The organism is Sphingobacteriales bacterium (genome assembly GCA_016711285.1).
Lineage (GTDB): Bacteria > Bacteroidota > Bacteroidia > Chitinophagales > UBA2359 > JADJTG01.
Genome location: JADJTG010000002.1, coordinates 707,208 through 724,654, shown reverse-complemented (window position 1 = coordinate 724,654; position 17,447 = coordinate 707,208). Strand labels below are relative to the sequence as shown.

Genomic DNA, 17,447 nt, shown 5'->3' with positions numbered 1-17,447 from the left:
ACATTCAACGCTGTTGGAACTTATTTTTATATTTTTTAAAATTGTACTTGCACGTTTTGACGTTCTGCGGGGTCTTCTATTTCAAAGTATTCGGCTTTTTTGAAGCCAAAAGCGTTGGCGATGAAAACAGAAGGGAAAGTTTCGGTGGAAGTATTGTAGTCGCGCACTACGGCGTTGTAGTAGCGGCGGGAACGAGAGATTTCGTCTTCTGTTTGAGCCAAAGTATTTTGGAGTTGGATAAAACTGGTGTTGGCTTTCAAATCGGGGTAGCTTTCGGCAATGGCGAAGAGTTGTCGCAAAGCACCGCCAAGTTGTTTTTCGGCGGCTACTGCTCCGGCGATGTCGCCCGAGCGCACCGAGGCGGCGGCATTACGCGCTTGTATCACACGCTCCAAAGTGGCACTTTCGTGCGCGGCGTACCCTTTTACGGTATTCACCAAATTGGGAATGAGGTCGTAGCGGCGTTTGAGCTGTACATCAATACCACTCCACGATTCCGACACCTGATTGCGGAAGCGCACCAAGCGGTTGTACATACCAACAACCCACAATACCAACAGCACAATAATACCCAAAATAATTAAAGAGGTCATATTAAAATATGTTTTTTGATTTATATTTTTCTGAACACTCAAATATCAATAAAAAAATGATTTGAAAAGTTCCAAAAAGCAAAAAAATAGGAATCATTGCAATAAACCCACAACAAAAAATACAAAAGATATTTTTAAAACTAATTAGACAACAATATCGTATCTTTGAAAAACAACAAGTCGTTTTTATCATTCAATGATACACAAAAAAAAACATCCCTGGAGAACCCAAACCAACAAAAATTCCAAATCGAATATTTACAATCTAAATCCCCTTTGGTACTTTAATGCTTTTGCTGAATTTTAATTATTTTTACGATATTTTTATTAACAATTCATACTTTCATCAAATATACACAATGGTTTATTGAGTATGAGTTCTCACACACCTTTATCTGTTTCGGTCATCAAAATTTTGGCAATGCAGATGCACGCCACCACGTCAGCGGAAAATCTTTGTATGTAGATGACCTGCCGCTTGCCGAAGGAACCTTATTGGTAAAAATCATAGATGCCGCCATTGCACACGCCAAAATCAAAAAATTGGACTACGCCGCCGCCGAACAGGTGGAGGGCATCGTAAAAATATTTTCGTACCGCGATATTACAGGCGAAAACCAAATCGGCGGTATTTTCCCCGACGAGCCGCTATTGGCAGAAGATGAAGTACATTTTTGGGGGCAGCCGGTTTTGATAGTCGCCGCCGAAAACGAAGATGCTTTTGAAGCTGCCCGTAGCAAAATCGTCATCGAATACGAAGCCTTACCCGTCATCACCACCGCCCGCGAAGCGTTTTCGCAGGGCAAATTATTGTCACCTTCGCGGCGGTTCGTACTCGGCGATACCGCTACTGCATTTACCCATTGTGCGCATATCATTAAAGGCTCTTGCGAAGTAAATGGTCAGGAGCATCTGTATTTAGAAACTCAAGGGGCTTATGCTTTTCCGGCAGAACACAACAGCGTCAAAATTTTTTCATCTACACAAGGACCTACCGCCGTACAACGCACAGTGGCGCGGGTGTTGGGTGTAGGAATGAACCAAGTGGAAATTGATGTGAGCCGTTTGGGGGCGGCTTTGGCGGCAAAGAAGACCAAGCCTCCACCTGGGCTGCTATGGCGGCATTGGTAGCGTGGACGCTCAAACGCCCCGCTAAGTGCATTTTGCACCGCATGGAGGATATGCGTATGACCGGAAAACGCAACCCATACAGCAGCGACTACTGCATCGGATTTGACGAAAACCTGAATATCTTGGCTTTTGAAGCTACCTATTACCAAAATGGCGGTGCTGCCGCCGACCTTTCGCCTGCCATTTTGGAACGCACGCTTTTTCATGCCACCAACAGCTACGCCATTCCTCACATAAATATTATCGCCCACTCCTGCAAAACCAACCTGCCGCCCAACACTGCTTTTCGTGGCTTCGGTGGTCCGCAAGGCATGTATGTAATAGAATGTGCGCTGCATCAGGCGGCTCAAGAAATGGGGATTCCCGTTTTTGAACTCCAACGCCGCAATTTAATGGACGAGGGTATGGAATTTTCGTATGGTCAGGTGGTGGAGCATTGCGAAGCAAAAAAATGTTGGGATACCTTGGCGCAACAAGTGGATATAGCACAAGTAAAAGCAAATACAGAGGCTTTTAATGCGGCTCATCTTTTTGTGAAAAAAGGATTTTCGCTGATGCCTATTTGCTTTGGAATTTCTTTTACGAATACGATGATGAACCACGCTCGCGCTTTGATACATATTTACAGCGATGGCACAGTGGGCGTGAGCACCGGCGCAGTAGAAATGGGGCAAGGGGTAAATTCCAAAATGATACAGGCGGCGGCGTGGAGTTTGGGTATTTCGCCGCAATTTATCAAATTAGAAAGTACCAACACTACGCGCGTTGCCAATACTTCGCCCTCGGCAGCATCAGCCACCGCCGACCTCAACGGAACAGCTGTATTCGATGCCTGTCGCCACCCCAATGACACTTTGCACAGCGTGGTGCGCCAGTTGTTGCAAGCTCCCGACACGGCGCGAGTGGCGGTATGCGAGGAAAAAGTATATATCAATGACTCTCCCACCGACCTCACTTGGAGGCAGTTGGTACAGCAGGCATTTATGCGCCGTTGTAATTTGAGTGCCAAAGGGCATTATGCCACGCCCCGTATTCATTTTGATAAAAGCAAAGAAAAAGGACACCCTTTTGCTTATCACGTTTACGGAACGGCTCTCACCGAAGTAACTGTAGATTGCTTACGCGGCACTTACGAAATAGATGCCGTGCGTGTGGTACACGATGCCGGCGTATCTATGAATATTCCGGTGGACATAGGGCAATGCGAAGGCGGTATTGTGCAAGGTATCGGTTGGATGACGATGGAAGAAATAGTATATAATGAGCAGGGAAAATTATTGTCAAATGCTTTATCTACCTATAAAATTCCCGATATTTATTCTGTTCCTAAAAATTTAGAAGTTCGTTTTTTAGAAACCAACAACGATAATTTGGCGATTTTGAAATCAAAAGCGGTAGGCGAACCGCCGTTGATGTATGGCATCGGCGCATATTTTGCCATTCGCAATGCGGTGCTTGCATTTAATCCGAAAGTGGCGAAAAGTGGCATTTTTCCTTACTCTGCCCCTATTACACCCGAAAAAGTTTTAATGGCTTTATATGCTTCGGAATAAAAACAAATGTTTTTTTTTGACAATAAATTATCTGTTCTGATTTTCTTTATGCTATCCCATACGATTGCTATTTTTACAATTAAATTTTATTTTTTTATCTATTTTTTTATAAAACGCTGAAAATCATTCTATTTTAAACCAGATATAAAAATAAAGTAAAATATTTTTATATTTAAAAAATCAGAAATTCAAACTGCCTCTTTCAGGAAAGTCAACTTTTTTGAAATATATTTGAACATACAAAAAAAATGCGCTCGCTGCTTTGAGATATTTAAAATTTTTAAAAAAAAGTCATTCTTTCGCTATCGGCTTGGTGTTGGTGCTGCTCAATGTATTGTTGGCAATAGGAGCTTATTGCATTATTCCCGACAATTCGCCGGCAGCCAACCGTCAGCAGCTTTCTTTGGCATTACAAGCTCCGGGGTTCAGAGCCGATTTTCTCAAAATTCCTTTAGACAGTGTGCCGCCGACTTCGGCGTGGCGCACTTTTTGGGGTGGGGCAGTGCCGCAGTATCGCGAAATTCCTTTGGGCAAGTACGAACGACAGGGCGACCGCCTCGTGGTGTGGGAGCGCGACAAAAGCAAAGCCGATACGCTGCAATGGCAAGCGGGCATTGGCACCGAAAGCCGCACCTTTTATTTGGGTACAGACAAATTCGGGCGCGATAATTTGAGTAGGCTCGTTTTGGGAGCGCGGGTATCGTTGTCGGTGGGTTTGGCGGCGGTGTTGGTGTCGTTGTTGGTAGGCGTAGTGTTGGGAGCAATAGCGGGTTATTTTCGTGGGTGGGTGGATATGGCAGTACAATGGGTCATTAATATTTTTTGGGCAATGCCTTTGTTGCTGTGGATTTTTGCGTTGCTGATGGCATTAGGGCGCAGTTTTTGGCAAATTTATATTGCAGTGGGTTTGGCGATGTGGGTGGAGGTGGCGCGTGTGGTGCGCGGGCAGTTGTTGTCGTTGCGCGAAAAAGAATTTGCCGAAGCCGCCCGCGCTTTGGGATATTCGCATTTCAGGATTTTGTTCAGACATTTGCTGCCGAATACCTTTGCGCCGGTGGCGGTAATTGCTGCCGCCAACTTCGCTGCCGCCATTGTGCTGGAGGCGGGTTTGAGTTTTTTGGGCATCGGTATAGAGCCGCCGCAGCCTTCGTGGGGGAGCATTTTGCACGAATACTACGAATTTATAGGCACCGACAAGGCGTATTTGGCACTGATTCCGGGTATATTATTGATGCTGGCAGTATTGGGTTTTAATCTTTTGGGCAATGGTATCCGCGATTTATTAGATGTACGATTATAAAAAACCGCGAGCAATTTTTTCAATATATCATAATTTTTATGTGCAGATTTTCTAGGTTAAAGATTCTTTCAGTAATAAAAACCCTAACTGAACTAATCCGATAATTACCCCCAATACCAAACCGACCAACTCAATAAATTTAAACTCTTTATCCAAAATACCGTGTAGGATAGCTTCCATTTTTTCTGCCGAAAAAGACGTTACTTTATCACTCACTGTTTTTTGAATATCAATACGATGCCCGATATTATTCATATATTCGTTCACTACGTCGGGGGCTAAAATGCGCATTTCTGCCATAATCTCATTTTTGAGGGTGAGTTTGGTTTTGCTGCTCGTAAAAAAATTAATCCAAGGGTGACGTTGCGGCATTTTTATATTTAAAAAATCATCTACCTGTGTCTCCATACGGCTGATGATATGCTCTATTTCGTCTTCGTTGATTAAGTTTTCCTTTATATCATCAATAGAAAACAATTCAGTAGCCACTACTACCCCCAATTTTTCAGCCAAGGCTCTTTGGCGTTTGGGAAATACGCCCTGAAATTTGAACAAAATAAAATCTTTTTCTTCGCGCGGATTGAAAAGCATTTTGACGGCTAACCAGTTCGTGAGCCACCCCACTACGCCGGCTACTACAGGAAAGGATAAATAAAATAGAATATCTACAAAAGAAACTAATGTCAAGAAATGTATCATGGGGCAAATGTTCAAAAAATAATCTGCAATAGCAAACAAAACCACCATGAAAATAGTGCCTTATGCCGCCGAAAAGTGTAATTATTGTGTAGAGAGGCGATATATTTTTTTATTTTTTCTGATGTATGCGCTCTATCAGCCACAATCTATCCACCAACATTTCAGTTTCTTTCACCTGCTGCTCTATTTTGGATAGTTTTGTATTATTGCCGCGCTGTACACTCATAATTTTTACTACCAATTTCACAAAGTTCATATAGCCCGTTTTTTTATTGGCAGCCATCACTTTATTGCGGCGCAAGTACACTTCAAAAGATTCTGTCAGGGAGAAGAAAGCATCTGTTTCGTTGGTGGTATAATATACTTTGAGCATCAGTAATTTTACTTCGCAGGTATAAAACAAATCATCAAACACGACTAAATTCAGCCATTTGAGCGTATCGGCGTAGTTTTTATCCTGAAAACACAAATATGCTTTATTGAAATAATAACAATTATCGCGTAGGCGCGGGTCTATGCGCTCTTTGTATTGTTCGGCAAAATCGCTGCCCCACTCCAAACGCCCCAACCGCGAGCTGCTTCGGATAATATTGGTATAAGTCCACGGCGACAAATAGCCGCTGCCGTCATAGGCATAGTCGCGCTCCAACATAGTTTGGTACAATTCCAGCATATCGTGTCCGTATTGCAATATGCCCTGGTGAGTTTTTATGGCGCAATAGTTACAGGCGTATAAATACAAGCCGCGTGCTTCGCCTTTGGGTAGGATATGGTCGTATTGGAGCAGGAGCGTTTTGAGTTGTTGAAAAGCCGCTTCGTTGCCTTCTTGCATTTGGAGCGAGCGCAACACAGCGGCGTAAATACCGATAACGGGTACTTCATAAAATTTATCGTGCAACGAATCCAACAATTCATTGACGGCATCTATTTGGTAACGATGAGCGAGTAAATTGTGCCGGTTTACGATTTCGCTGCTGTATCGCAATTTTTCTGACAAATAGTACTTATCCAACTGGTCGGTGGAGTGCTGCAAACTTTCGTCAAAATCGTGTTTGCGTTGTCGGTCGAAGTGCAGGTTTTTTGCCACACTGAGCAAGTAGCTGTAAAAAAAATACTCTGAATTGCGATACGGAAAAGCCTCCAAAGCTATATTAGCTTCGCGCAATATTTTTTGAAAAGAAGTTTCCAAGCCCAACTCTGTGTAAGTATCCAGCAAAAAGGTCTTTTTTAGAAGCGTTTTTTTATTCAGGTGTTCTATGGTCAAAAATTCTTCCAGCAAAGTATTCAAATCACTGAGCCAATATCCTACTTCTTTTTTTGAAAAAGGGGTGTGCGGCAATACGGCTTCAAAAACTTTTTCGTAAGAGAGGGCAATCAGGTCATCAAAGTCGGGATAAAAAGTAATTAAATACTTAAAACAAACGAGGAGTTCTTCTTTTTTGTTAAAATAGGGCGATTCAATGAATGCCGCCAAGCGTTTGAGGTCTTTGCGGTGTATTTTTTTGAGGGTTTGGATAAACTTTGAATCGTACATAAGTGTATCACAAAAGATGATAGGAGCATCAATGATGCGTCACAAAAGCCTGTATATTTATGCCATAAAATACCTGTATTCTATATCCCCGAAATTGCACTTCATTATACAATAGCATACTTGTTATAATAAAAAAAAATATACATAACGTGAAGATAATAAATATTTTTTAAAAATTATCAGCAAAGATAGAAAACAGTTATTTTATTTTTATGAATACTTTTTCATCGTATGGGTGCGCGGGATTTAAAAATCCAAGGTTAGGCGCAGATTGAGGCGGCGCGTGGTGAGGCGGTTGGGAATACCCCACACTCTCCCCGAAAAATCATTCACCCAAGAATAGGACACCGTATTGGGTACACCCAGCAAATTAAACACTTCCAAAGCTATCCACGCTTTTTCGAAGCGATTGAGCAGGTGGCGTTCGGGCAGCTCTTTTTTGCCCCGCTGATGTAGCAATGCCGAAAAACCAATATCTACCCGACCATAGATAGGAGAACGGAAATCATTGCGAAAACGCACACTCCCCGGCGGGCTGAAAGGTAGTGGACCACCTAAAATCAAAGCCAAATTGACTTTAAAATTCTCTTTCCCTCTTAGATAATCCTGAAAGAAAATCGTAAAGTTATAGTGCTGGTCGGTAGGACGCGAAATAGCTCCGGGGGTCACCAAAAGTGTATCGGCAAACAGAGCGGGATCGGAATAGCCCACAAAAAGTTCATTGCCTTCGGCATCAAAATATTGGTAATAAAAATCGTCTTTCAAATCTTCTTTGGTGCTCAACAACGAAAAAGTAACCCAAGATTCCACGCCCTGTACAAACTCCCCGTTGAGCCGCATATCCAAACCCGCGGCATAGCCTGTGGCATCGTTTTTTCCCGAATAACGAATGAGTACATTTTCAATTTCGTAGCTCACCAAATCCCACAAACGTTTATAATATACTTCGGTAGTAAATTTGAAAGGGCGTTGCCACATAAAAAACTGATAATCCATTCCTGCCACCCAGTGCCACGATTTTTGGGCTTTCAGATCGGTGTTTACTACGCCCTGCCGATTGCGCATTTCTCTGAAAAACGGCGGCTGATGATAAAAACCGCTCGACAAACGAAACACTAAATCGGTGCTGTCGTTGCGCAAATTGGGGTGAAAAGTAAATTGAGTACGCGGCATCAACAATAATTCATTGTTCAAATCACCGAAAGAAGCCCGCAGTCCATAAGTAAGTATATAAGTATCATTTTCGTCAAAACTCCAACGATCTTGTACAAAAGCATTCACACGATTTACTTGAATATTGGCAACGCTTTTGAGTACGCGCTGCAAAGTAATGCCATCTTCGCTTTCGTAAATGGAAAACGGCAAATTATAATCTGCTGAATCTACACGATTCCATTCATTGAGTTGGTCTTCAATCCATTCTTTTTGCACAGTCAGCCCTGCATTGATGTAATGATTGATACGGTCGTATCCGGCACGCAAGCCCATATTGGCTACATTGGCATTGAGCTTATTGCGCGCCCACGAATGATAAGAACCTACACCAAATTCGCGCACTACCTGACCAAACTCCTCTTTGCCCAAATCACTTTCTACTTCGCCGATAAAATAGCTGCCGATGATATTAAAACGCTCCGTTTCGCGGCTATTGTAAGCAGATGCTAACATTTTGAGGCTGAAACGATTGTTGGAAGAAGTATAAAGAGCCGAAACTCCCGCCATTTGAGAAGCAAACTGATCCTGCTCCTGACCATCAAAAGCTACCCGCAAACGCAAAGGCAAAGACACTGTGCCAAAGCTGCTTTCTAAAGATTCAGGAATGAATTGGAAGCGATTAAAAGCATAATTTCCGATAAACTGCAACTGCCAGCGCGGTGTAAGGCGATAGGTAAGATAAGATTGAATATCATAAAACAAAGGTTGGTAGCCGCCGCTTGTAGGCAAGGCATTGAGCAGGTAGCGGTTGCTTTTGTTGCGAAAACCCACCAAATACGACAATTTTTTTTTCAGAGCCTGCCCTTCGAGGTGTGCCGAAAATCCCAACAAGCTCCCCGACACTGAGCCGCCAAACCTCTGCGGATTTTTGTATTTCACATCTAATACAGATGATAATTTGTCGCCGTAGCGTGCTTCAAAACCTCCCGAAGAAAAAGCCAAAGACCCCACCAAATCAGGGTTTACAAAACTCAAACCCTCCTGCTGCCCCGAGCGTATCAAAAAAGGGCGATATACTTCAAAATCATTGACATAAATGAGATTTTCGTCAAAATTGCCCCCTCGCACGGAGTATTGTGCCGAAAGTTCGTTGTTGGAAAAAACCCCCGGCTGCGTGAGCATAATAAGTCGCTCAATATTTCCTGAAGGGTTGGGGAGTTTTTCAAATTGTTTGGGGTCAATACGGTTGATATTGCCGGTATTCAGGCGGCGGTCTTTTACTACAAAAGGATTGATGTTGATGCTGTTAGCCGCCAAAATAACATTGACCTGCTTTTTTTCTTTTCCGAAAACAATTACTTTTTCCTGATGCGGCATATACCCCACAAATCGAAAAGTAAGCGTAGTATATTCATCGGCAGGAAGTGGTATTTCATAGTGTCCGCGCTCATCACTTTGCACAATGCGATGGTGCAGCGAATCGCTGATATATGCGCCAATAATCGGATCATTATTTGTATCGCGGATAGTGCCATATACACTTTGTGCTTGTAAAGAAGCAGTAAAAAATAAAATAAAGCACAAGAAAACAATACGACTGATACAGAAATTTAAACTATGCATGCAAAAGAAGAAAAACTCAAAAACGATATAAAAATGTAAAATTATACAAATGAACGGCTATTCTTATATTGAGATGAAAAAAGTAATAAAAAGGTTAGGTAAAAATATAAAATTTATACTGCAACCTTCACTTATTCATCAAATCAAGATAAAAGCGAGGAATTAAAATTTGTACAAAATTAAAAATAAAAGTATCTTTGCAGCCGCTTGAAATAAAAAAACGGGATGTAGCTCAGTCCGGTTTAGAGTACTCGTCTGGGGGGCGAGTGGTCGCTGGTTCGAATCCAGTCATCCCGACTTTCATGCAAAAGGTTTCAACAAAAACAATTGTTGAAACCTTTTTTTATATATCAATACAAGAGTTTAAAAAATGTGCTGTGGACACTATCCCGCAAAGTGTGTAAGTTAAAAAGGTTGGGTTGGGGTTTTTTACAATTTGAGTCTTGAGTCAAAAATAATCATAAATTGGTTAAGAATAATACCTCAGTTTCTGATAGGCATAGACCATTTTTTGGCAGCCTCCTCAAAGCAAGAAAAACTGACTTCAATACGGTATCATCTGAAGGAAATGACATTTTATTTTTGGTGTATTTTCGGATTTTACCGTTGAGATTTTTTATTAAATTGGTGGTATAAATGATTGTGCGGATTTCCAAAGGGAAGTCGAAAAACACAGTCAGTTCGCCCCAATTGTCCCGCCATGACCTTATTCGCTGCTCGCCCCTAAAACTGCGAACGGCGACTCGCCAAACTGCTCAGTACCAATCCCAAGCCGCCTACCATTAATATCAAAATAATCAGCAAATCAAAGGCACTCGTACCCTGAAAAGTAAAATTGACACTCGTAATAATCCCGAAAATGAGCATTACCAAGGAGCCGATAGCCAAAAACCACCCCAATATGTTGCGATAATTATAAAAAATCAAACCCACCCCAAACATAAAAGGAATGAGGATATAGCCGGTGGTAATGTTGGCTCCGCCCACACGAAACAACCCATAGCCCCAACCGAAATTGTGAACGGCTACCGAGCGCAGCAGCAAATAAATGCCGCCCAAAAACATAATCATACCGATAAAATACCTGCCCACGCCGCCCGGTGTGCCGCCTGCCCCGCGATAGGGTACTAAATCACCACTGTAATCTCGCCGACTCATATTGTTATTTGCTGTTCCGAAAAATGAAAAAATAATATAATAAATAATTGCGCTCAATACCGCCACTACGCTAATAGTAATAAGCGTATCGCTGCTAAAAAAAGACTGCATAATAAAACTTAAATTGTGATGTGATATAGAAAGAAATATAACCAACACGGTGTCTGTTAATATTTACTAATGTGCGAGTGCCTTGCTCTTGCAAACCAACCTGCTGTTTTTAATCCTTTCTCATAATCAGCCAAGCCACAAAATACAGGACTATCAGGGCAAAGGTTTTTATTTTTATAAAAGGAACTAAACCTAAAAATAATAAAGCATATATAATGCGCAACAGGGTGGCATCGGTATTGAAATGACGCGCCAAACCCGCTAATACACCGCCTAATTTTGCATTGCTTGTATCTAAAGTAAGTGCCATTATTTAAAAATTGTTTTTTTGTTTATTTATTTGCATAATGAATACAAAACAAAATAAAATAGTTCCAATTTGTTAAAAAATAGATATTTATATATTCGTGTAGGCAGATAATGAAACTGCTTTTATAAAGAGGGCAAACCCAACAACGGACGTATATCGTGCAAAGTTTGTGCCGCAATTTCGCGTGCCTTTTCCGAAGATTCGCGGAGGATATTTTGTACTGCTCCCGTATCTTGCAGCAATTCGGCTTTGCGCCGTTTAAAAGGTTCTGTCAGTTCTACAATGGCATCGCCTACCGCCGTTTTCAATTTGCCGTACATCAAGGTGCCGCCATAAAAATCATTGGTGTACTGCTGATATTCGCTTTCTTTGCCGCAAGCCCGCAGCATCTCCAACAAATTTGCCACACCCGGAGCCATTTCGCCGCCGCTTTCGCCGGTGGCAGTCACCGCCTTGCTAATTTTTTGGCGAATACTTTTCTCGTCCTCAAAAAGCCCTATCCAATGTTTTTCGCCCAAACTTTTACTCATTTTTTTGGTGGGGTCGGCGAGCGACAATACTTTGGCTGTGGGCGTAAAAAGCGGTTCGGGCAACTCAAAATATTCGCCAAAACGATAATTGAACCGCTCGGCAACGTTGCGCGTAAGTTCGAGGTGCTGCCTTTGGTCTTGACCCACCGGCACATACTTTGCCCTATATACCAAAATATCGGCAGCCTGCAATACCGGATATGTAAACAACCCCGTAGAAATAAAATCGTTGCCGCTTTCCTGCGTCACTTTATCCGACTTTTCTTTAAATTGTGTTTGGCGTTGTAACTCGCCATACGAAGTAATACAATTAAAAATCCAAGCCAACTCGCTGTGCTGAGGCACTAACGATTGTATGAATAAAATAGAACGTTCTGTATCAATTCCGCAAGCCAGTAGATCTATTGCCAAATTGAGCGTATTGTTGCGCAATGCTTCGGGTGTATATGGAACAGTAATAGCGTGCAAATCCACAATTCCGTAAATACAGTTGTATTTTTCTTGTAAGGCTACCCAATTTTTTACCGCACCGAAATAATTACCCAAGTGCATTTCGCCAGTGGGCTGTATGCATGACAATACTTCATATTTTTTATTTGTACTCATACCATAAATATGTTTTTGAAAGGCACAAAATTACAAGTAAAAGGCATTTCAAGCATTAAAAATATGATATTTCTCATAATTTTATTGAAAAAACGGCGATGTTTGTCTATTCTGCTTTCTTTCAGTGTGCATCTGTACAATAGAAAACAGTATTGTGTTTTTTCATAATTTTGTCAAAAATTGCTCGCTTTGCACAATTTAAGGGGTAGTTTTTTTTAAAAGATGTAATTTTATAATCTATTTTATCGGTCATTTTTTTTATAATAAAAATATGGTGGTAGTTTTTGGTATAAATATTCAATGCGAATTTCGCAATTCTGCGTTTCGCTGTGCGGCAGTTGTATTATCGTTGCTGATATTTTCGGTTCATATAGCGGCACAGGTGAGCTATTATCAGTCGCCGATACAAAAAGTGCCGCGTGCTGCCCAAATAAATGCGCGCTCCATTCGCAGCGACTTCGGTACTCGGGTGATGAATTTGGAAGCTCCCGCTCCTGATGGAAAATCCTACAACAGCTATTTGCAACAACTGAAAAAAAACATCATTCGCCAACCATTTGCACCCCAATCATCGCACAAAAGCACCGCCGCCGCGCTGCCCACGCTGCTCTTTGAAGCCGATGGCGTATTTGATACCGGCAGCACTCCCAACGACAACGATATTGCGGTTTCAAAAGATAATTGGGTGGTGTATGTTATCAATTCCAAAATCAACATGTTCAACACCGACAGCACCGATGCCGAACCTGTCACCGTATCTCTCGAAGGATTTACCGCCGCCCTCACCGATATTTCGGCTTCGCGCTACGACCCCAAAATTATATACGACCCTGCCGCCGACCGTTTTATTTTTATCTGTCTGGCGGGCTACGATTCGCAAAATACACACGCCATTGTGGGTTTTTCGCTCACCAACGACCCCACCGCCGACTGGAATTTGTTTGCACTGAGCGGCAACCCCCACAACGACAGCACTTGGTCGGATTTTCCGATGATTGCCCTCACCGAAAAAGAACTCTTCCTCACCCTGAATTTGTTGCAGGACGGCGAAACGTGGCAGGAGGGTTTTCGGGGAACTATTATTTGGCAAATACTAAAAGACAGTGGTTTGCAAACGGAGCTTACTACCGTATTTTATGACGATATAAAATACAATGATAATTTTATACGCAATCTGTGTCCCGTAAAAGGCGGCAGCCGTCTGTATGACCCGAATATGTATTTTTTATCCAACCGCAATTTTGCCGAACAAAACGATACCGTTTTTTTAGTAGAAATTGATGACTGGTTTTTGAGCAATCCCCAAATGCACATTCAGGCTTTGGTGAGCGATACGCCCTATCGTGTGCCCCCCGATGCCCTGCAACCCAACAATCAAAAATTATCCACCAACGATGCCCGTATTTTGGGAGCTTTTTATGAAAATGATGCCATACAGTTTGTAAGCAACAGCAGCAACGAAAACGGGCAAGCTGCTGTATATCACGGCATCATCAACAATGTAAGCGGAACGCCCTCAGTGAGCAGCACTATCATCAGCGATACATTGGATTTCGGCTATCCCAACCTTGCCTACGTCGGCTCCGGCGAAGCGGGCGATGAGCGCAGCATCATTTTGCTCAATTATGCCGCCGCCAACACTTATGCGGGTATGGGAGCTATGTATTTTGACGGAATGAATTATTCGGAATTGTTGCAATTAAAGCAAGGAAATAAAACCATTGATATTATCAACGGAGCTGACCGCTGGGGCGATTACAGCGGCGCACAACGCGACTACAGCAATGGCGACCGCGCTTGGCTGGCGGGTACTTACGGCAAAAATGTAGCCTTCGGACCAGGCAGTATCAGCGAAAGCGGCACTTGGATAGCACAGGTAGAAAGCCCCCCTTACGAAAATACTGCTGCTATCATACCCACAATTCCGCCTACTACTATATCTTTATTTCCAAATCCCGCCCATTTTTCTGATATAACATTGGATTTTGAAATAAACGCCGCCCAAATCTTACGCATAGCACTATACGATATGCAAGGCAATATAGTGAAAATATTATTACAAGATAAAATAAAAAAAGGAAAAAACCGCCTTACTTTTTCGCCGCAGTCTTTGGTAAGTGGCACTTATATTCTGCATTTGAGCGATATGCAAGGCAACACGGTTATTTCGCATCAAGTAATTGTACAATAATATAAGTCACCGTTGATAGTAGTTTTGCTTTTTTTTCTGCATTAATAACAATTTTCGTACTGAACATACTTTTTTTAATAAAATAACATTACATCTTTCCATTTTAGAGATAAACCGTAACTTCGCAGCAATAAAATGCTTCTTTCACCCCTCAATCTCTGTTGAGTTGTAGCGATATGTCAGTTGAAAACCCCAAAAATACCTTCGCCGCTTTGTCGTTTGATAATACCCAAACTGCCTTTGAAGGAAAAACAGACACAGATTTAAAACACGCCTATCGTTTGTTTTCGTTGATGAATAATCCCGCTTTGGTGCGCACCGGCAGTATGCTCACCGAATGGGCTTTTCGTTGGCAACTGCCCATACAAGCGATTGTGCGACACACTATTTTTGAGCAGTTTTGCGGAGGCGAAACTATGGAGCAATGCAAAAAGCCCATAGAAAAATTGGCACAATACAGCGTAAAAACCATTTTGGATTACGGTGCAGAAGCCAAAGAAAACGAAGAAGAATTTGAAAAAACAGCACAATTTTTAGTAAAAAACCTGCGATATGCCACCGATAACCAACATATCAACATTATCAGCAGCAAAATAACCGGACTGTTGCGCTTTGAGTTGCTGGAAAAAGTGAGCGCGGGCAAAGAACTCACCAAAGAAGAAAACGAAGAATGGCTTCGTGGTAAAAGGCGTGTAAAATTTGTGAGCCGCGCCGCCTACGATGCCGACGTATGCCTTTATTTTGATGCCGAAGAAAGCTGGATACAAGCCGCTATTGACCAGATTGTTACCGAAATGATGGCTTTTTACAACAAAGAAAAACCACTTATTTACAATACTGTTCAACTCTATCGCCACGACCGCCTCGCCTTTCTCAAAGAAAGCTACGAAAAGGCACGTCAAGGCTCTTATTTTTATGCCGTAAAATTGGTGCGCGGTGCATATATGGAAAAAGAACGCGAACGCGCCCTTGCCAAAGGCTATCCATCGCCCATACAACCCAACAAAGCTGCCACCGACCGCGACTACAACGCCGCTTTACTGTTTTGCTTGCAGCATATCAAAGATATTGCCCTCTGCAATGCCACCCACAACGAAGAAAGTTGCTTGTATTTGTGCCAATTGATGCAGGAAATGCAGTTGCCGCCGCACCATATACACGTCATTACGGCACAGCTCTACGGTATGAGCGACCATATTTCTTTTAATATGGCAAAGGCGGGTTATTCGGTGGCAAAATATATGCCCTACGGACCCGTTAAAGAAGTAGTACCTTATCTGATACGCCGCGCCAAAGAAAATACCTCCGTAAGCGGGCAAATGGGGCGCGAGTTGTCGTTACTGAAAAAAGAAATGGAACGCCGCAAACTTTTATAGTAGATAGTTTTTAAAATTTTCTTTTTGAAAAATTTGCAAAGACCAAAAAAGCACTTAACTTTGCACTCACTTTTCGCAGAAGTGGCGGAATTGGTAGACGCGCTGGACTCAAAATCCAGTGATACTCAAATATCGTGTGGGTTCGATTCCCACCTTCTGTACAATAGGCACGAATTGCATAGATAATCAATAACTTATCGCAATTCGTGCCATTTTTCTTTTTTATAGTCGTGTCAAAGAAATAACATTTTATTATTATGCTAAAATATATTTTATTATCGGCGATGTTATGGATTAACACTTGTTCTAAAATGAAAAAAACGCTGCCCGCCGCAAAAGAGGAAACCTCTCTTCAAAAAGAGCAACAAGAGACTGCTCCCTGCTCCGAGTTGCGCAAAGGCGAAATTATGCGGGGCAATTTGCACGCCTACCTCTCCATCGAAAAAATCAGTCAAAACGGCGATGCGCTGCTTTTAGATGTGCGCTATACAGGCTGCGCCGATGATACTTTTGATTTGGTATGGAATGGTGCTGCCGCAAAGTCGCTGCCGCCGCAAACTACCGTAGAAATACAAAGAGTGGAAACCGATAAAAAACCCTGCCGCGAAGAACAGCGCAAACAATTGTGTTATCAGTTGAGTGCCTTGAAACCGATGGGAGCAGTGCGCGGTTTTCATCTGCATTTTACACAGAGTCAGGAGGATTTTATTTTTCAGTGGAAAAATGAAGAAAAAAAATAAAAATATCATTGTATCTTTTTGTCTGCTCTTCTTGATTTTGCTGAATGGTGGGCAAATACAGGCACAGTCTGCTGCTGCTGTTTCGCCACGAAATGAGGAGGTATCTGAAAAACGCAATGCTTTTTTGTTTCCGATAGGTTTTGGGTTTCAGTTGCCCGTCGCTGATATGGCGAAACGCTTCGGCTGGAGCGCGGCAATAGGTGGGGCGATTTGGCGAAAAAATAAAAATAATTTTATCATAGGTGGCGAAGGGAGCTATATTTTTGGTACGACCATCAAAGAAGATTCATTAGCTTATTTTCTTTATAATCCGCAAGGGAATATTACCAATACAGTCGGTCGTCCGGCAAATATAGAGTTTCGCGAAAGTGGATTTTCGTACTCCATACGCGCTGGAAAATGGTTTCCGTTCAATACAAAACGTCCGGCGGGAGGAATTGTAGCGATGTTGGGAGGTGGTTTTTTGCAGCACAAAATTTTTATTCAGGAAATGGACAATGCCGTGCCGCAGTTTTTAGGCGATTATATAAAAGGCTACGACCGCCTTACCAACGGAATGGCACTTACACAATTTGTAGGCTATATGCACCTCAACCCGCGCAAACGTGTGTATTTTTTGCTGGGTATTGACGCTACCGAAGCCTTTACCCGCAACCGCCGCAGTTATACGTTTGACCTCCAACGCTCCGAAAATGAAGCGCGTTTAGATGTGCTGCTGGGTTTGCGTGCTGCGTGGATTTTGCCCATTTTTACAGGTATCGGCAAAAGCGATTACTTCGTAAACTAAAAATCGCATTATATTTTCTTTTATAATAAAGAATCGGTATTCTATTGTAT

12 protein-coding genes, 2 tRNA genes and 2 pseudogenes are annotated in these 17,447 nt (G+C 42.4%); 8 read left to right on the top strand and 8 right to left on the bottom strand.

Features of this window, described 5'->3' with window-relative positions; translation table 11 throughout:
• Positions 1–35: 35 nt before the first annotated feature.
• Positions 36–593, bottom strand: a complete 558-nt coding sequence (locus IPL35_03340; protein ID MBK8442493.1) for a LemA family protein — start codon at positions 591–593, stop codon at positions 36–38.
• 393 nt (positions 594–986) lie between these two features.
• Here IPL35_03340 and IPL35_03335 point away from each other — a divergent pair.
• Both IPL35_03335 and IPL35_03330 read left to right on the top strand, forming a co-directional pair.
• Positions 987–3,277, top strand: a pseudogene (locus tag IPL35_03335) (molybdopterin-dependent oxidoreductase).
• A gap of 262 nt (positions 3,278–3,539) precedes the next feature.
• A complete protein-coding gene (locus IPL35_03330) occupies positions 3,540–4,577 on the top strand; it encodes an ABC transporter permease (protein ID MBK8442492.1) in 1,038 nt (345 codons plus the stop codon).
• Positions 4,578–4,628: 51 nt separating this feature from the next.
• Here the strand turns inward: IPL35_03330 and IPL35_03325 are convergent, their stop codons facing one another.
• The 3 genes from IPL35_03325 to IPL35_03315 form a co-directional block, all read right to left on the bottom strand.
• Positions 4,629–5,276 carry a DUF445 family protein gene (locus tag IPL35_03325; GenBank protein MBK8442491.1) on the bottom strand — a complete coding sequence of 216 codons (648 nt, stop codon included), beginning with the start codon at positions 5,274–5,276 and terminating at the stop codon, positions 4,629–4,631.
• 109 nt (positions 5,277–5,385) lie between these two features.
• Entirely contained in the window at positions 5,386–6,810 is a 1,425-nt protein-coding gene (locus IPL35_03320; GenBank protein MBK8442490.1) for a hypothetical protein, read from the bottom strand.
• Between the two features lie 246 nt (positions 6,811–7,056).
• Positions 7,057–9,549 carry a carboxypeptidase-like regulatory domain-containing protein gene (locus tag IPL35_03315; protein ID MBK8442489.1) on the bottom strand — a complete coding sequence of 831 codons (2,493 nt, stop codon included), beginning with the start codon at positions 9,547–9,549 and terminating at the stop codon, positions 7,057–7,059.
• A 260-nt stretch (positions 9,550–9,809) separates the two neighbouring features.
• Here IPL35_03315 and IPL35_03310 point away from each other — a divergent pair.
• A tRNA-Pro gene (locus IPL35_03310) sits at positions 9,810–9,885 on the top strand.
• Positions 9,886–10,071: 186 nt separating this feature from the next.
• On the opposite strand, the pseudogene IPL35_03305 reads toward IPL35_03310, so the two are convergent.
• The 4 genes and pseudogenes from IPL35_03305 to trpS all read right to left on the bottom strand — a co-directional run bounded on the left by IPL35_03305 (position 10,072) and on the right by trpS (position 12,303).
• A pseudogene (locus IPL35_03305) lies at positions 10,072–10,298 on the bottom strand (transposase).
• 13 nt (positions 10,299–10,311) lie between these two features.
• The gene (locus tag IPL35_03300; GenBank protein ID MBK8442488.1) at positions 10,312–10,746 is read right to left on the bottom strand and encodes a hypothetical protein; all 435 of its coding nucleotides are present in this window, start codon (positions 10,744–10,746) and stop codon (positions 10,312–10,314) included.
• A gap of 220 nt (positions 10,747–10,966) precedes the next feature.
• Positions 10,967–11,167 carry a PspC domain-containing protein gene (locus tag IPL35_03295; protein ID MBK8442487.1) on the bottom strand — a complete coding sequence of 67 codons (201 nt, stop codon included), beginning with the start codon at positions 11,165–11,167 and terminating at the stop codon, positions 10,967–10,969.
• A 122-nt stretch (positions 11,168–11,289) separates the two neighbouring features.
• Positions 11,290–12,303 (bottom strand): tryptophan--tRNA ligase, encoded by a 1,014-nt coding sequence (gene trpS / locus IPL35_03290; protein ID MBK8442486.1) that lies wholly within the window; start codon positions 12,301–12,303, stop codon positions 11,290–11,292.
• A 271-nt stretch (positions 12,304–12,574) separates the two neighbouring features.
• Here trpS and IPL35_03285 point away from each other — a divergent pair, with 271 nt between their 5' ends.
• The 5 genes from IPL35_03285 to IPL35_03265 all read left to right on the top strand — a co-directional run bounded on the left by IPL35_03285 (position 12,575) and on the right by IPL35_03265 (position 17,397).
• The gene (locus IPL35_03285) at positions 12,575–14,494 is read left to right on the top strand and encodes a T9SS type A sorting domain-containing protein (protein MBK8442485.1); all 1,920 of its coding nucleotides are present in this window, start codon (positions 12,575–12,577) and stop codon (positions 14,492–14,494) included.
• Between the two features lie 176 nt (positions 14,495–14,670).
• On the top strand, positions 14,671–15,870 hold the full coding sequence (locus IPL35_03280) for a proline dehydrogenase family protein (protein MBK8442484.1): 1,200 nt from the start codon (positions 14,671–14,673) through the stop codon (positions 15,868–15,870).
• Positions 15,871–15,945: 75 nt separating this feature from the next.
• Positions 15,946–16,031, top strand: a tRNA-Leu gene (locus tag IPL35_03275).
• 96 nt (positions 16,032–16,127) lie between these two features.
• A complete protein-coding gene (locus IPL35_03270; protein ID MBK8442483.1) occupies positions 16,128–16,610 on the top strand; it encodes a hypothetical protein in 483 nt (160 codons plus the stop codon).
• Positions 16,594–17,397, top strand: coding sequence for a hypothetical protein (locus IPL35_03265; protein ID MBK8442482.1), 804 nt, complete (start codon positions 16,594–16,596; stop codon positions 17,395–17,397). Before IPL35_03270 ends, IPL35_03265 begins: the two co-directional genes overlap by 17 nt.
• Positions 17,398–17,447: the final 50 nt, after the last annotated feature.

Bases quoted from the DNA above. Each gene is read 5' to 3' on its own strand.
- IPL35_03340 (MBK8442493.1), bottom strand. From the start codon at position 593: ATGACCTCTTTAATTATTTTGGGTATTATTGTGCTGTTGGTATTGTGG.
- IPL35_03325 (MBK8442491.1), bottom strand. From the start codon at position 5,276: ATGATACATTTCTTGACATTAGTTTCTTTTGTAGATATTCTATTTTAT.
- IPL35_03320 (MBK8442490.1), bottom strand. From the start codon at position 6,810: ATGTACGATTCAAAGTTTATCCAAACCCTCAAAAAAATACACCGCAAA.
- IPL35_03300 (MBK8442488.1), bottom strand. From the start codon at position 10,746: ATGAGTCGGCGAGATTACAGTGGTGATTTAGTACCCTATCGCGGGGCA.
- IPL35_03295 (MBK8442487.1), bottom strand. From the start codon at position 11,167: ATGGCACTTACTTTAGATACAAGCAATGCAAAATTAGGCGGTGTATTA.
- trpS (MBK8442486.1), bottom strand. From the start codon at position 12,303: ATGAGTACAAATAAAAAATATGAAGTATTGTCATGCATACAGCCCACT.
- IPL35_03285 (MBK8442485.1), top strand. From the start codon at position 12,575: ATGGTGGTAGTTTTTGGTATAAATATTCAATGCGAATTTCGCAATTCT.
- IPL35_03280 (MBK8442484.1), top strand. From the start codon at position 14,671: ATGTCAGTTGAAAACCCCAAAAATACCTTCGCCGCTTTGTCGTTTGAT.
- IPL35_03270 (MBK8442483.1), top strand. From the start codon at position 16,128: ATGCTAAAATATATTTTATTATCGGCGATGTTATGGATTAACACTTGT.
- IPL35_03265 (MBK8442482.1), top strand. From the start codon at position 16,594: ATGAAGAAAAAAAATAAAAATATCATTGTATCTTTTTGTCTGCTCTTC.